A 14,816-nucleotide genomic window follows, 5' to 3' on the forward strand; every position below is an offset into this window, starting at 1 on the left:
CGGTCAGTACGGGTCGCCGCAGACCCGCCAGCCGTCCTCCTCACGCACCACCGACAGGTCCCGCTCCTCGGTGCTGCCGCTGTCGCGGGTCAGCCGTACGGTGACGGTGCCGTACGGCCGGCCGGCGCGGGTGGCCACCGACACGTCGACGATCTCGTAGTCGCGCACCACCGGCGGGGTGCGGACCCAGCTGGTGAAGCCCAGTTCGCTCCACCGGCTGCGCGCGTCGCTGCACAGCCGCTCGTACGCGCCGTCGGTGTCGCCCGCGGTGACCTGCCGCAGGAACCCTTCGGCGGTCTCCCGGACCGGGCCGGCGGCCTGCGTGACGACCTGGACGTTCCAGGCGCCCAGGCCGGCGACGCCGACGCAGCACAGGGCCACCCCGATCCCGGCGAAGGTGAGCCCAGCCCGCATCGGGTGGCGTCGCCGGGCCGGTCTGCTCCACGACTGCGCAGCGCCCACACCCTCAGACGGTAGAGAATTCGCCGCCACGGCGGGCGGAAAGCCGCCGCCGTCGGTGGGGTGGGCGCTGCGTGACGCTCAGCCGCGGCGGCGGGCGCGGGCGGCCCAGATGACGTACGCGGGATCGCGGTCGAGGTTGTGCCGGTCCCGGTCGTAGCGGCGGGTGGTGCGCGGGTCGGCGTGGCCCATCGCGTCCTGCACGTCTTCCAGCGGTACGCCCTCGGCGCGGGCGGTGGTGGCGAAGGCGTGCCGCAGCGAGTGCGGCGACAGGTGCGCCCAGGCCGGTATCTGGGCGCTGCGGGCGAGTCGGCGGACCAGCCGGAACACCGAGTGCCGGTCCAGGCGGGCGCCGCTGGCGGTGACCAGCAGCGGGCCGGTGAGCTCGTTGACCTGCACGCCCTCGGCGGCGGCCCGCTGCGCCAGGTACGTGTCGACGGCGTGGGCGGTGGAGGGGGTCAGCGCCCGGCGGCGGGCCTTGCCGCCCTTGCCGACGAAGCGGACGCTGCGGTGTCCCCGTTCCGCGCCGAGGTCGGTGATGTCCAGGGCGACAAGTTCCCCGACCCGCAGGCCGAGGTCGGCCAGCAGGGCGATGGCGGCCCGGTTGCGGGCGGCGGTCGGCCCGGTGTCGGTGTCGGCGGCGGTGAGCAGCGCGTCGACCTCGTCGGGGGTGAGCCCGATGGTGGCGGAGTGGTCGCGGTCGACGCGGGGCCGGTCGGCGTCGGCGACCGGGTTGGTGTCGACGGCGCGCAGCTTGACCAGGAAGTCGTACCAGCTGGACAGGGCCGACAGTCGGCGGGCCACGGTCGCCGGGGTGAGTGGACGCCCGGTGCGCGCCACCAGTGTGGACTCCAGTGTTCGCGCGTACTCGTTGACGTGCAGGAAGTTCACCCGCAGCGGGTCCAGGTGGCGGTCGGTGCACCAGGCGAGCCAGTTGGCGACGTCGCGTCGGTAGGCGTCGCGGGTGTGCTCACTGAGTCGCCGGTTGCGCAGCCACGCCTCGGTGACGGCGGTCGGGCCGCCGGGCAGAGCGGGATGATCCGGTGGGCGGAACAGTACCGGAGTGTTGGACACGGCCATGTGAAAAAGGTTCCCAGCCGAAAGGCCGGTTCACGATCAGGCGCGCCGGAACATGATCAGCAACCCTGGGCGGCTGGTCCGGGCGATGTGGAGTGACGGACGACGGCGGGACGGCACCCGTCCCGCCGTCGTCGCGGTCGTCGTTTCAGGCGTTGATCTGCTTGCGGCCGTTGCCGGTGGCGCTGATGGCCACCTTGCGGGGCTTGGCCCGCTCGGCCACCGGGATGCGCAGCGTCAGTACGCCGTTGTCGTAGCCGGCTTCGAGCTTGTCGGTGTCGAGCGTGTCGCCGAGGAAGAGCTGCCGGTGGAACACCCCCATCGGGCGCTCGGCGGCGACGAGTTCGACGCTGTCGCCGGTGGGGCGGCGACGCTCGGCGCGGACGGTCAGCACGTTGCGTTGCACGGTGCAGTCGATGCTGTCCGGGTCGACGCCGGGCAGGTCGAATGCCGCATAGAAGTAGTCACCGTCGCGGTAGGCGTCCATGTGCATGACGGCGGGACGGCTGGTGGTGCCGAAGAACTGCTCGGCGATCCGGTCGATCTCCCGGAACGGGTCGGTGCGCATCAGCATGTCGTGCCTCCTCGGTTCCTTGGGCCGAAGGTTTCAGAGTTGAGTCCGTACGACTCAACTTCACCTACGTGTTTAACGCGCTCGGCGCTCGTCGTCAAGTCGAGTTTTCAGTGGTCGTGCTCGGGTAGTTGGCTGACCAGGACGACCGGCACCATCAGGTGCATCGCTCCCAGGGCGATCTTGGCGCCGGCGGTGGCGTCGACCTGGAGCAGAGGCGCGAACGACAGCAAAGTGGCCGCCACCACGAGGCTGAACCAGATGGTGGTGGCGGATCGTCCGGTGAATCGCTCCAGCACGGCCAGTGCCGCCCAGCCCAGCAGGGCTGCTGCGAGGGAGACGACGACGACCGGGACGAGGTTGACGACCATTACGGCCTGACCGGGGCTGCGTACCGCGTAGTCGGCGCCGCCGAACGCCCCGACCAGCCAGATCGCGACACAGGCGGCAACGGCCGCCAGGATGCCGAGGGATCGGCGGCGCAGGGACGCGGTGGTGCTGACGGATGGCGCGGTGGTGCTGCTCATGGGCCACTCCTTGGTTGGGTACCTGCACAGTGACCGTATCAGATGATCTCGCGCGGGACGATCTCTTTCGAGATCAAGCAGGCGTTCGAAGTGCCGGTCAGGTCGCCGGTTCGCGGCGGGCGCGCTCCTGGTGGCGACGGGCCTTCAAGCGGTTGCCGCAGGTCTTCATCGAGCACCAGCGGGCGGTGTTGGCGCGACTGCGGTCCAGGTGGAACAGGCGGCACTCGTCGTTGCCGCAGGGGCGCAGTCGACCGGGGTGGCGCGCCTGCACGTCGTACCAGGTGAGCACCAACTCCACCGCGAGCATCCGTTCGGGCGGCCCGCACAACCGCCAGCGCAGGGTCGACCCGTCGACCTCGGGCACCTGCTGGATGTCGGCGAGGATCCGGCGCAGGTCCCCCTCCGGCGCCGGGCCGCGCGTGGCGACCTGAAGCACGTCCCTGGCCGTACGTAGCCACTCGATCGCCTGCGCGTCATCCGCGCCGCCGTGCTCCCGCGCCCACTGCCGCAGTGCGCCCTCGTCGGCCCACCGGTCCTGCGGTCGGCCGCCCACCACCGGAGTGCTGTTCAGCGCTTCCAGTAGCGCCTCTTCGTCGATCATCCACCCACCCGGTCAGCTAACCCTATTGATTGCCTTGACAGGTTACCCCGACATCCGGTCCACTGGGTGCAGGTAACCATCAAAAGTTGTCGAGAGGGTTAGTCATGGTCGAGGTTCGTCACCGGTACGCCACCGTGCGAGGACACCGCATCTTCTACCGCGAGGCAGGGCCCCACGACGCGCCGACGCTGCTGCTCCTGCACGGCTTCCCCACCAGCTCACGGATGTTCCGCCACCTGATCCCCCGCCTCGCCGACCGGTTCCACGTCATCGCCCCCGACCACCTCGGCTTCGGCCACTCCGACACCCCGCCCGCCGACACGTTCACCTACACCTTCGACGCGCTCGCCGACCTCACCGAGGCGCTGCTGACCGACCTCGGCGTCACCCGCTACGCCATCTACGTGCAGGACTACGGCGCTCCCATCGGATGGCGGCTCGCGCTGCGCACCCCGGCGGCCGTCACCGCCGTGATCAGCCAGAACGGCAACGCGTACGACGACGGCTTCGTCCCACAGTTCTGGGCACCCGTGTGGGCGTACGCCAAGAACCCGGGACCGGACACGGAGCCCGCGGTCCGCGAGGCGCTCAGCCTCGACGCCATCCGCTGGCAGTACCTGCACGGCGTGGACCGGCCCGAACTGGTCGACCCCGACACCTGGACGTTCGACCACCGCGACATCAACCGCCCCGGCAACGACCAGGCCCAGCTCGCCCTCTTCCGCGACTACGCCACCAACCCGCCCCTGTATCCCCGGCTGCACGCGTACTTCCGGCACAGCCAGGTGCCGCTGCTGGCCGTATGGGGCGCCGAAGACCTCATCTTCGGCCCGGACGGCGCACGCGCCTTCACCCGCGATCTACCGGCGGCCGAGATACGCCTGGTGCCCGGAGGCGGTCACTTCCTGCTCGAAAGTCACCTCGACACCGCGGCCGGCCACATCCGGGACTTCCTGACCCGGACGGTGGCGACCATCGCGGCCTGAAACTCGCCGCTAACAGACCGAGCCGGCCGGCCCGCAGGCGTTGACCCGGGACAGCCGCCCGCCGACCAGCCGCTGCACCGCGCTGAGGAACACCTCACGCTCGCTGTCCGGCAACGCGGCGAGCACGTCCTGCTCCAGCCCGGCGGCGATCTCCTGAGCCTGGTCGAGCACCTGCTCGCCCTGCGTGGTCACCTCCACCAGCCGGGCCCGTCGGTCGGTCGGCGACGGGACCCGGCGGGCCAGGCCGGCGGCCTCAAGGTGATCCAGGGTCACCACCATTGTCGTCTTGTCCACCCCGCAGAGCTCACCGAGCTGCCGCTGGGTGAGACCGCCGGCCCGGGCCCGGGCCAGCACGCAGTGGTCCCGAGGAGTGATGCCGAGCTCGGCCAGGCCCACGGCGTGCTCCGCGCGCAGGGCGTGGCTGGCCCAACTGAGCAGAAACATCAAGTCCGACGGGCGCCCCGGCGACGGGATGGTCATGCCCTGAGGTTAACAACATATTCCGAACCGGGATCGTTGCCTCGATCACGGACCGGGTACCCGTCGGCGGCCGATCTGACCGACAATGGGTGCCGTGACGCGGTCGACGGCACCCGAGACCGACCTCGGCCAGCCCCATCGGCCGGGCCCACCCGCTCCGGGCCCCCGGTCCGGTGGCCCGTGGCTGGTCGCCGCGGCGGTTACGATCCTGCTGCTGATCATGGCGCCCCGGTACGGCTACCACCGCGACGAGCTGTATTTCCTGCTCGCCGGGCGCCACCTCGACTGGGGGTACGTGGACCAGGGGCCGCTGGTGCCCGCCCTGGCCCGGCTGGTCGACACGATCGCGCCGGACAGCCTGCTCGCCCTGCGTACGCCGTCTGCGCTGTTGGCCGGTGCGGCGGTGCTGATGGTCGCCGCGATCGCCCGGCAGTTCGGTGCCGGGCGCGGCGGACAGTTGCTCGCCGCGGCCCTCGGCGGCGCGTCGGGCATCACGCTGGCCAGCGGTCACCTGCTCAGCACCACCACCGTCGACCTGGTGGTCTGGCTCGCCGCCGCGCTGTGCACGGTCCGGCTGCTGCGGACCGGGGACAGTCGGTGGGCGCTGGCCGTCGGCGCGGTTCTCGGCATCGGCATGCTCAACAAGCTGCTGCCCGCGCTGCTCGCCGTCGGTCTGCTCGCCGGGCTGGCGATCGCCGGACCCCGCCGGCTGCTGCGCGACCGCGCCGTCTTCCTCGCCGCCGGGATCTTCGCGCTGCTCGCCGCGCCGAGCCTGCTCTGGCAGGCGACCCACGGATTTCCCCAGCTCGGGGTCGCCGCCACCATCTCCGGCGGGGACAGCTCCTACAGCGGTCGACTCGACGCGGCCATCCTCCAGTTCCTGATCATCAGCCCGTTCGTCGTGCCGATCTGGTCGATCGGACTGATCGTGCTGTTGCGCCGCCCGGCATGGCGCAGGTACCGGGCGCTGGGCTGGGCGTGGCTGGTCGTCGTCGGTGTCGTACTGCTCGTCGGCGGCAAGGGCTACTACCCCGCCCCGCTGCTGCTGGTGCTGACCGCCGCCGGCGCGGTCGTGGCCGCCGGGTGGGCGCGGCACGGCCGGGCCCGCGCGCGCCGGGCGTTGCTGGCGGCCGTCGTGGTGCTCACCGCCGTCAGCAACACGGTGCTGCTGCTGCCGGCGTTGCCGGTCGACCGGCTGCCCGGCTTCGTGGTCGCCGTCAACTACGACACCGGCGAGACCATCGGCTGGCCGGCGTTCGTCGACTCTCTCGCCGCCGTGCACCGCCGGCTACCGGCCGACGAGCAGGCCCGGGCGGTGATCCTCACCGGCAACTACGGCGAGGCCGGCGCGGTGGCCCGGTACGGCCCGCAACGTGGCCTGCCCGCCGCCTACTCCGGGCACAACAGCATGGCCGACTTCGGCCGGCCACCGGACGACGCGGACGTGGTGATCGCCGTCGGCTGGCAACAACCACACCAACTGCGTACGTGGTTCACCGAGGTGACCCTGGCTGGCCGGGTGGACCAGCGGGTGGCGGTGGACAACGACGAGAACGGCGGACCGATCTGGCTGTGCCGGGGCCTGCGCCGCCCGTGGGCCGACATCTGGGCCACCGAGGTACGCCACAGCGGGTGACCGTGGCATCAACGAAGCGCCATGGCCGATGGTGTGGACGGGTTAAGGTGCGGCGATGAGCTTCCAGTCTGCCGCGGTCGAGGCGCTCAAGGCCGATCCGGCCACCGCTTCACTGCACCGCTCCCTCGAGGTCTACTACGGCGACCCGGAGCGCGACGCGGCGATGGACGCCTTCTACGCCCGCTTCGTACGCCCCGGCGACCTGGTGTTCGACATCGGCTCGCACGTGGGCGACCACATCGGCAGCTTCCGCCGCCTCGGGGCCCGGGTGATCGCCGTGGAGCCGCAACCGCTGTGCCTGCGCGCGCTGCGGGCCATCTACGCCGACGACGACCAGGTCACCCTGGTGGCGGCGGCCTGCGGGGCACAACCGGGTCGGATCGGTTTCCTGGTCAACTCCGCCAACCCGACAGTCTCCACCGCCTCCCCCGACTTCGTCGCCGCCGCGGCCGGGGCCGGTGGCTGGGAGGACCAGGTCTGGGACGGCCAGATCGAGGTACCCGTCACCACCGTCGACGCGTTGATCGCCGAGCACGGCACACCGTCCTTCACCAAAATCGACGTGGAAGGATTCGAGGACGCGGTGCTCGCCGGTCTGACTCGACCGCTGCCGGCGCTGTCGTTCGAGTTCACCACGATCGGACGGTCGGTGGCGCTGCGCTGCCTGGACCGGCTGGCCGCCCTCGGCTTCGGCGGTTTCGACGTGGCCCTCGGCGACACCAAGGCGCTGACCCTCGGCCGTTGGGTCGACGCCGCCGAGATGGCCACGCACCTGCTCGCGCTGCCGCACGAGACCAACTCCGGCGACGTCTACTGCGTCCCGGCGACCAACCGGTAGAGGTGTGCCGGCTGCCGTTCGCGCCGCCTGCTACGACGGCAACCTGTCGGCGGCGGGCCATAGCATGAACCGATGCTGTCCCAGATCAACGGGCTGTCGCGACACTTCACCGAGGAGACCCTGCGGGCCTACCTGCTGAGCCGCTCCACGCGTGCCGACAACGGATGTCTCGTCGTGCGTGGCTATGGCCCTCAGCGCGGCGTGTACCAGAAGCTGGCCGGTCGGGCCTGGGCGCACATCGCCGCGTACGTGGTCTTCGTCGGCGGCTACGACCCCACCTTTGAGGTCCACCACGACTGCGGTACCCCGGACTGCATCGAGCCCAGCCATCTGCGTCAGCTCAGCCACGCGGACAACTGCCGGGAACGTGCCCAACGTCCGCGGTGCCGCAACGGCCACGACCGGGAGACCGATCCCGTGACGGGCCGGCTACGGCGGGTCTGTCGGGTCTGCAACCGACAGGCGCAACAGCGGTGGCGTGAGCGCCAGGCCGCGACGGTCGCCGACGCCCGCGCCACGTACGGACGCCAGCCGTCCTGATTGGCGTCCATCTCCCACCACCGCGTCGAAGCCCCGCTGCCGGACCCTGATCCTCGGTCGGCGCCACAACTACACCAGCCCAACTACTTACGCATAATAACAGTCATTATGATGCACGCACGATATGCCCGCTTTGTGGAGGAGAATTATTAGATTGCCGAGCAAAGTAATCCAGTAATTCATGCGAGCCGGGTCCGTCTTCGGGGATCCACCCACCTGTGGTTCCAGCGAGCGTTCTGTGCCACGAGCGATCAGGGGCGGTCCGCCGCCTGTCCGGCTGGAGCCGCACCCCGCTGTGACGTACGGCGGAGCGTCGCTTGCGAGTCAACGCCGCTCGCGTCACATCGGCCGTTCGGTCGTCCGTGGCCGACGAGCGGACATTCCCATGTGCGAGCGCCCCGACCCGACGGCTACGAAGGACGAATGACGAACGAAGTGACCATTCCCCTGCTGCCCTGCCCATCGATCGACGACATCGTCGACTTCTACTCGGTGCTCGGGTTCCACACCACGTACAAGCAGCGCAAACCCAACCCGGCCGCGGGGTTGCAACGGGAAGACCTGAACCTGCAGTTCTTCGAGATCCCGAGGTTCGACCCGGCGCAGTCCTACGGCTCCTGCATCGTGCTGACCTCGGACACGGGGCAGCTGTACCGGGCTTTCGCGGCGGGAATGCGCGCCGCGTACGGCAAGGTGCTGGTCTCCGGGACGCCGCGGATGACCCGGCCCCGGGCGCGGAAGAACGCCGACGGGCTGAGCGGCTTCAGCGTCATCGACCCCGGCGGCAACTGGATCCGCATCTTCCAGAACACCCCGGCCTCCCCCACCCCGGCACCGACCGGCCGGCTGGGCAAGGCGATGGCGAACGCCGTCGTGCAGGCCGACTCCCGAGGGGACGCCCGACAGGCGGCTCGGATCCTTGACAGCGCGTTGGCGCACCCCGAGCCGGATGACGACCCGGTCGCGTTGGTGGAGGTGCTCGTCTACCGCGCCGAGGTGGCGATGGCCCTGAACGATCCGCCCACGGCGGCCGAGATGCTCGCCCGCGTCGAGCGTGTCGCGTTGAGCGCGGACGACGCCACCCGGGCTGCTGCCGCGTACGAGGCCGCCACCGACCTCACGGCAGCACTGCCCTAGCTACCACGGGAATCGTCGCTGGACCCGAGGGGTCACCGTCCAAGATCATTGCACGCATGGGTGCAGCACTGTGTCTTCTCTCCGCGGCCTGCTTCGGCGCGATGGCGATCTTCGGAAAGCTCGCGTACGACGCCGGGGTGTCACCCGGGGCGTTGCTGCTGGTGCGCTTCAGCCTGGCCGCCGTCCTGCTGGCGATGGTCCTGCTGGTGCGACCGGGCCTGCGCCACGCCGGTGCGCGCGCCGGCGACGCGCCCGGGCGGACGCCGATGAGGCGGGGGCGGGTGCTGGCCATCGCCATCGGCCTGGGCGCGGTCGGGTACGCCACGCAGGCGAGCCTGTTCTTCTCCGCACTGCAACGGATGGACGCCTCGCTGCTGGCCCTGATCCTCTACACGTACCCGGTCATGGTGACCGTGGTGGCGGTGGCGCTCGGCCGGGACCGGCTCAGCCCCGCGCGCGGGGCGGCGCTCGTGGCGGCCTCGGCGGGCACCCTGCTGGTGCTGCTCGGTGCCGGCGGGGTGAGCTTCCACCCGGTCGGGGCGCTGCTGGCGTTCGCCTCCGCGGTCACCTACACCGTCTACATCCTCATCGCCGACACGGTGGTGCACCGGTTGGCCCCGGTGGTCCTGACGGTCCTGGTGATGACCGGTGCCGCCGGCACGCTCGGCGTCCGCGCCGTGCTCACCGGCGGCGTCGACCTCGGGTTCGGGCCGTCGGGATGGTTCTGGCTGGCCTGCATCGCCGTGGTCTCCACCGTCGTGGCGATGCTCACCTTCTTCGCCGGGCTCAAACGCACCGGCCCGTCGACGGCGGCGATCCTGTCCACCTTCGAGCCGGTGGTCACCGCCGCACTTGCCACCCTCGTCCTCGGCGAGTCCCTGACCCCGGTACAGCTGTTCGGCGGCGTGCTGGTGCTCTCCTCCGTCGCCGTCCTCCAACTACGCCGGACCCGCCGTCAGGACGGAGCGCCGTCGGAGCGCGATCGGTCCGCCGCAGCGGCGGGCGTCGGGTCGTAGGCGGTCAGCCGGCGCGGCGGCGGCGGAACCAGGTACGCCTGCGCGGCGGCGGCGTCTCGTCGGCAGCGGCCTGCGAGGCGGTACGGGCGGCTCGGCGGTCGGCCTGCCAGCGCTGCACCACCGTGTCGGCGTTCACCGGACGCACCACCACCCGCGGGCCGGACGGGTTACGCAGCCACGCCATGATCTCTTCGTTCAGAGCGGCGACGCAGGCCCGCACGGACCCTTCGGTGGGCAGGTCACGCACCTCGGCGGGCAGCTGCTCGATGCGGCGGCGCAGCAGCAGCGGGGTGGGTAGCAGCAGATCGGTGGGCACCTGCTCGCGTTCCATGAAGCTCTTGATCCACCAGGACTCGTCGTAGGGCAGGCCACGGCCGGGGATCGGCTTGCCGGCACCGGGCAGGTTGTCGAACTCGCCGCGTTCCTGGGCCGAGCGGATCTGTGCTTCGACCGACGCCTGCCAGCTGTCCATTCCGCCACCTCCCCCACCTCACGGTAACGCGACCACGGGTACCCGATGCACAGCGTCACCGCGTCCGTCGGCATTCCGCGAGTCGTCCGTCGAGCCGCACCAGGGCGGCACTAGGCTCCCCGACGAAGACGGGGGGTGTACGACGATGGTGAGTACTGCCGGAATTGTCGGGATCGCGCTTGTTGCTCTGGGGCTGGTGCTGACTCCGGGGCCGAACATGGTCTACCTGGTGTCGCGGTCGGTGACCCAGGGGCGGCGCGCCGGGTTGATCTCGCTGCTCGGGGTGGCGGCCGGTTTCGCGGTCTACCTGGCCGCCGCGGTGGCCGGCATCGCCACGGTGTTCGTGCTGGTGCCGGCGCTGTACACGGCGGTGAAGGTGGCCGGTGCGGGATACCTGCTGTGGCTGGCGTGGCAGGCGGTGCGCCCGGGTGGGCATTCGCCGTTCACCCCGACGCCGCTGCCGGCCGACCCGAACCGTCGGCTGTTCACCATGGGCCTGGTCACCAACCTGCTCAACCCCAAGATCGCCATCTTGTACGTGTCGCTGCTGCCGCAGTTCATCGACCCGAGCCGGGGTGCGGTGGCGGTGCAGAGCCTGCTGCTCGGGTCGACCCAGATCGCGGTGGCGTTGACGGTGAACGGGCTGATCGTGCTCACCGCCGGCAGCATCGCCGGGTTCCTCGGCCGACGGCCCATGTGGCTGCGCGCGCAGCGGCTGGTGATGGGTACGGTGCTGGCGGCACTGGCCGTACGCATCGCCGCCGACCGTTCGCACGCCGCGGTGGCCGCGCCCTGACCTTCAGTGTTCGCGCAGCACGGCGACGCCGCCGGGCGGCAACTGCACCGCCTCGTCGACCGCGGTCGCGGTGAGCAGGTCGGTGCCGCGGGCCGGAACCCGTTGCGGGGTGTCGGTGTGGTTGAACAGGAACAGCCAACCGCCATGCGCAGCAGCACGGCGGCGGACCGCCTCGACGCCGGCCGGTGCGTCCGGGCACACCGGGGTGAGGCCGGCCGACCGGGCCGCCTCGTCGAGCAGGCGGCGATAGGTGGCGTCGTCGGGTCGGGTGGAGACGTACCAGGCGGTCCCGGAGCCGGCCCGGTGCCGGGTGATCGCCGGCTGGCCGTCGAGGACCCCACCGGCGTACGCGGTGATCACCTGCGCGCCGGTGGGTCGTAGCGTCTCGGCCCAGATCCGCCCGGTCCCGCCGTCGCTCAGCCGCACCTGGTCGTCGGCGGCGAGCGGATGGAACTCCTCGACCCGCACGCCGAGCAGGTCGCGTAGCGCGCCCGGGTAGCCGCCGAGTCGCACCCGGGCGTGTTCGTCGGCGACCCCGCTGAGGTACGTGGCCAGCAGGTGTCCCCCGCCGGTGACGTACTCGCCGACCCACTGGGCGGTGTCGTCGTCGGTCAGGTAGAGGGCGGGCAGGACGAGCAGCCGGTATCCGGTGAGCGGGTCGCCGGGCAGCACGATGTCGCAGCCGTAGCCGGCGTGCCAGAGGGCGCGATGGGCGGCGGCGGTCTCCTGCTGGTGATCGAGCCGGTCCGAGGGCATACCCGGGTGGCGCAGCGCCCACCCGCTCGCCGCGTCCACCACCAACGCCACACCGGCCTCGACCTGCCCGTCGACCTCGGCGAGTCGGTGCAGGGCGGCGCCGAGGGCGGTTGCCTCGCGGAAGACCCGGCTGTCCGGGCCGGCGTGTGGCACCAGCGCCGAGTGGAAGCGTTCGGCGCCGCCGACAGGGGCCCGCCACTGGAAGAACATCGCCCCCTGCGAGCCGCGGGCGACGTGGGCGAGGCTGTGTCGGGTCATGCGGCCGGGTTCCTTGGTGTGCGCCCGACCGGTGGTGTGGATCTGGTGGGGGGCGCTTTCCATCAACAGCCAGGCCGACGTCGCGTCGCCACGGTGGCGGCTGCCGTGCCGCGCCCAGCCTCGGGCCAGGTCGCCGACCAGGGCAGTCTGTTCCTCTGCGCCGATGTCGACCGCCGACGGGTAGTGGTCGACGGCGACCAGGTCCACCTCGCCGGCCCAGCGGGCGTGGTCGACCGGTACCCAGTCGCCGAGCACGTAGTTGGTGGTGACCGGGATGGCCGGGTTGGCGGCGTGCAGCAGGTCGCGTTGTTCGCGGTACGCGGCCAGCAGGGTGTCCGACCAGAAGCGACGGAAGTCGAGCAGCTGGCCGGGGTTGGCCAGGTACTGGGTGGCGCGGGGGGTGCTGATCTGCGTCCAGTCGCTGTAGTGCTGGCTCCAGAAGCTGGTGACCCAGGCGTCGTTGAGGGCGGCGAGGTCGCCGTGCCGGTCGGCCAGCCAGCGGCGGAACGCGCGGGCGGTGTGTTCGCAGTGGCAGGTGGTGCCGTACTCGTTGTGCACGCGCCACAGTGCCAGGGCCGGGTGGTGGGCGTACCGGTCGGCGAGGGCGCCGGCGATGGCCAGGGCCGCCGTACGGTAGGCGGGTGCGGCGGCACAGTAGGTGTCCCGGCTGCCGTGGTGCAGGCGTACGCCGTCGGCGGTGACCGGCAGGGCGCCCGGGTGGGCCGCGGAGAACCACGGCGGCGGGGAGGCCGTCGGGGTGGCCAGGGCGACGCGGATGCCGCCGGCGTGCAGCAGGTCGAGCACCTCGTCGAGCCAGTCGAAGGTGTACCGGCCGGGGGCCGGTTCCAGGCGGGACCAGGCGAACACGCCGACGGTGACCAGGTTGACCCCGGCCTGGCGCATCAACGCGACGTCCTCGGCCCACACCGACGCCGGCCACTGTTCCGGGTTGTAGTCCCCGCCGAAGCAGAGTCGGCCGTCGCTGAACATGCCACCCACCCGCCCATTTAGTTTGAGATCCGTCCAAACTAGGGATGGACTCTGCCCATGTCAAACCCGGCCGATACTTCCGGGATGGCGGCAACTCGTTGACAGTTCGTTGGAAAGTTAAAGAAACTGTCGGCACCGCCTGCGGTGGGTCGGTCCACCGCAGGGACCGGCCGGAACCGGCACAGCGGAAGGGAGTTTGCCGCCTCCGGCGCCCCGACTAGCATTAGTTGGGTTTCCAATCCAATAGACCGATCGACGGTGATCTGTCCCAGGGCAGGCAAGTGCCAGCGCGGCCGGCGGCGTGCCCGGCCCGCCACGGCCGTACGCGATGATGGACGCACGCCGTGACACCGGCGCAGGGAGCGGGCAGATCGTGATCAGCATCCACAGCGAGCCGCAGCCGACCGACCTCGGTGACGTGCGGGTCGCCAACCGGGCGGTCGTGCTGCGACACGTCCGTCTGCACGCCCCGTGTTCCCGGGCCGACATCGCCGCGCACACGGGCCTGAACAAGGCCACCGTCTCCAGCCTGGTGGCCGAGCTGATCGACAAGCGGTTGATCCGCGAGACCGGGCTGACCGAGAACCGGGTCGGCCGCCCCGCGACGATGCTCGTGCTCGACGGTGAGCCGTACGCCGCCCTCGGCCTGCAGATCGGCGCCGACGAACTCGTCGCGGTCGCCATCGACCTGGCCGGCAACCGTCTGCTGACCTGGCGGCGGGCCTTCGCCGCCGGCACGGCCTCCCCCACCGAGACGCTACGGGCGCTGGCCGTGCTGGCCCGTCGGGCGATCGGCCGGGTCGGCGCGCAGGGCCGTACCGTGCTGGGTCTGACCGTCGGCGTGCCGGGGCTTGTCGACTCGGCCGGCACGGTGCCGGTGGCCACCGCCCTCGGCTGGCGGGAGGTGCCCGTCGCCGCCGAACTGCGTGCCGCGCTGCGGGAACCGGCCTTCACCGTCGGCGTCGACACCGTCGCCAACCTCGCCGCCATCGCCGAACAGCGGCACGGCGGGCACGCCGGCACCGCCGACCTGGTGCACCTGACCGGCGGCATCGCCGTCGGCGCGGGCATCATCGCCGACGGACGGCTGCTGCGCGGCGGGCGCGGCTTCGCCGGCGAGATCGGCCACCTGTGCCTCGACCCGAGCGGCCCGCGATGCTTCTGCGGCGGCCGGGGCTGCCTGAGCGCCCTGGTCGGCCTGCCCGCGGTGGTCAGCCGGCTGCTGCCCGACGTCGAGGCCGACGGCCCGGTCACCGACTACCTGCCGGAGTTGCAGCGGATCGTGGCGCTGGCCCGGCAGGACGACCCGGCCGTGCTCAGCGGGCTGGCCGAGGTCGGCCGGCACCTCGGGCAGGGGGTGGCCGTCCTGGTCGACCTGCTCAATCCGGAGGCGGTGGTGGTGGGCGACCACCTCGCCACCCTGGCCCCCTGGCTGCTGCCCGCGGCCCGATCCGGGCTGGCCACCCGCGCCCACGCACCCGGCGCCGGTGGCTGCCGGCTGGACGCCTCCATCCTGGACACCGCGGCGGCCCTGGGTGGCGCCACCGCCGCCTTGGCCGCCGTCGAGGCAGGACGCCTGCCCGGGCGCTGACCCCGGCGACGCCGCCCGATCCGGGTGCTCGACGGAGCACCGCGTCCGACCCTGCGCCGAGTCTTGACCGGACCCGTGCCGGGTG

General features: G+C 71.7%; 16 protein-coding genes. 8 read left to right on the plus strand and 8 right to left on the minus strand.

All coding sequences use genetic code 11. The annotated features are described in order from the left end of the window. Positions 1 to 3 precede the first annotated feature (3 nt). The 5 genes from C1A38_RS01885 to C1A38_RS01905 form a co-directional block, all read right to left on the minus strand. Positions 4 to 414 (minus strand): Rv0361 family membrane protein, encoded by a 411-nt coding sequence (locus tag C1A38_RS01885; protein WP_102656100.1) that lies wholly within the window; start codon positions 412 to 414, stop codon positions 4 to 6. Between the two features lie 126 nt (positions 415 to 540). Further along, positions 541 to 1,539: a tyrosine-type recombinase/integrase gene (locus C1A38_RS01890; RefSeq protein ID WP_102656101.1), complete on the minus strand. Its 999-nt coding sequence runs from the start codon at positions 1,537 to 1,539 to the stop codon at positions 541 to 543. Positions 1,540 to 1,684: 145 nt separating this feature from the next. Further along, positions 1,685 to 2,110: an Hsp20/alpha crystallin family protein gene (locus tag C1A38_RS01895; RefSeq protein WP_013733857.1), complete on the minus strand. Its 426-nt coding sequence runs from the start codon at positions 2,108 to 2,110 to the stop codon at positions 1,685 to 1,687. 107 nt (positions 2,111 to 2,217) lie between these two features. Then, positions 2,218 to 2,634, minus strand: coding sequence for a DUF6069 family protein (locus C1A38_RS01900; protein ID WP_102656102.1), 417 nt, complete (start codon positions 2,632 to 2,634; stop codon positions 2,218 to 2,220). Positions 2,635 to 2,731: 97 nt separating this feature from the next. Further along, complete coding sequence (locus C1A38_RS01905) at positions 2,732 to 3,235, minus strand: CGNR zinc finger domain-containing protein (RefSeq protein WP_102656103.1); 504 nt, start codon at positions 3,233 to 3,235, stop codon at positions 2,732 to 2,734. A gap of 104 nt (positions 3,236 to 3,339) precedes the next feature. Here C1A38_RS01905 and C1A38_RS01910 point away from each other — a divergent pair, with 104 nt between their 5' ends. After that, on the plus strand, positions 3,340 to 4,221 hold the full coding sequence (locus C1A38_RS01910) for an alpha/beta fold hydrolase (RefSeq protein WP_102656104.1): 882 nt from the start codon (positions 3,340 to 3,342) through the stop codon (positions 4,219 to 4,221). A gap of 9 nt (positions 4,222 to 4,230) precedes the next feature. On the opposite strand, the gene C1A38_RS01915 is transcribed toward C1A38_RS01910, so the two are convergent. After that, complete coding sequence (locus C1A38_RS01915; RefSeq protein WP_013733853.1) at positions 4,231 to 4,701, minus strand: MarR family winged helix-turn-helix transcriptional regulator; 471 nt, start codon at positions 4,699 to 4,701, stop codon at positions 4,231 to 4,233. An 85-nt stretch (positions 4,702 to 4,786) separates the two neighbouring features. Here C1A38_RS01915 and C1A38_RS01920 point away from each other — a divergent pair, with 85 nt between their 5' ends. From C1A38_RS01920 to C1A38_RS01940, 5 genes are all read left to right on the plus strand, one after another. Beyond that, the gene (locus C1A38_RS01920) at positions 4,787 to 6,337 is read left to right on the plus strand and encodes an ArnT family glycosyltransferase (protein ID WP_102656105.1); all 1,551 of its coding nucleotides are present in this window, start codon (positions 4,787 to 4,789) and stop codon (positions 6,335 to 6,337) included. Between the two features lie 55 nt (positions 6,338 to 6,392). Further along, entirely contained in the window at positions 6,393 to 7,175 is a 783-nt protein-coding gene (locus C1A38_RS01925; protein WP_102656106.1) for an FkbM family methyltransferase, read from the plus strand. Between the two features lie 72 nt (positions 7,176 to 7,247). Further along, positions 7,248 to 7,715: an HNH endonuclease gene (locus C1A38_RS01930; RefSeq protein WP_102656107.1), complete on the plus strand. Its 468-nt coding sequence runs from the start codon at positions 7,248 to 7,250 to the stop codon at positions 7,713 to 7,715. A gap of 423 nt (positions 7,716 to 8,138) precedes the next feature. Beyond that, the gene (locus C1A38_RS01935; protein WP_102656108.1) at positions 8,139 to 8,852 is read left to right on the plus strand and encodes a DUF8817 family protein; all 714 of its coding nucleotides are present in this window, start codon (positions 8,139 to 8,141) and stop codon (positions 8,850 to 8,852) included. 56 nt (positions 8,853 to 8,908) lie between these two features. Further along, on the plus strand, positions 8,909 to 9,868 hold the full coding sequence (locus C1A38_RS01940) for a DMT family transporter (protein WP_102656109.1): 960 nt from the start codon (positions 8,909 to 8,911) through the stop codon (positions 9,866 to 9,868). Positions 9,869 to 9,872: 4 nt separating this feature from the next. Here C1A38_RS01940 and C1A38_RS01945 read toward each other — a convergent pair whose 3' ends face one another. Continuing rightward, on the minus strand, positions 9,873 to 10,340 hold the full coding sequence (locus C1A38_RS01945; RefSeq protein WP_102656110.1) for a DnaJ family domain-containing protein: 468 nt from the start codon (positions 10,338 to 10,340) through the stop codon (positions 9,873 to 9,875). Between the two features lie 145 nt (positions 10,341 to 10,485). On the opposite strand from C1A38_RS01945, the gene C1A38_RS01950 reads away from it, so the two are divergent. Next, positions 10,486 to 11,136, plus strand: a complete 651-nt coding sequence (locus C1A38_RS01950) for a LysE family translocator (protein WP_102656111.1) — start codon at positions 10,486 to 10,488, stop codon at positions 11,134 to 11,136. Positions 11,137 to 11,139: 3 nt separating this feature from the next. Here C1A38_RS01950 and C1A38_RS01955 read toward each other — a convergent pair whose 3' ends face one another. Then, entirely contained in the window at positions 11,140 to 13,140 is a 2,001-nt protein-coding gene (locus C1A38_RS01955; protein WP_102656112.1) for a beta-galactosidase, read from the minus strand. 373 nt (positions 13,141 to 13,513) lie between these two features. Between C1A38_RS01955 and C1A38_RS01960 the strand changes: the two genes are divergently transcribed. After that, on the plus strand, positions 13,514 to 14,731 hold the full coding sequence (locus tag C1A38_RS01960) for an ROK family transcriptional regulator (RefSeq protein ID WP_102656157.1): 1,218 nt from the start codon (positions 13,514 to 13,516) through the stop codon (positions 14,729 to 14,731). The last annotated feature ends 85 nt before the right edge of the window (positions 14,732 to 14,816 follow it).

Origin of the sequence: Verrucosispora sp. ts21 (genome assembly GCF_002879555.1) — a bacterium.
GTDB lineage: Bacteria > Actinomycetota > Actinomycetes > Mycobacteriales > Micromonosporaceae > Micromonospora > Micromonospora gifhornensis.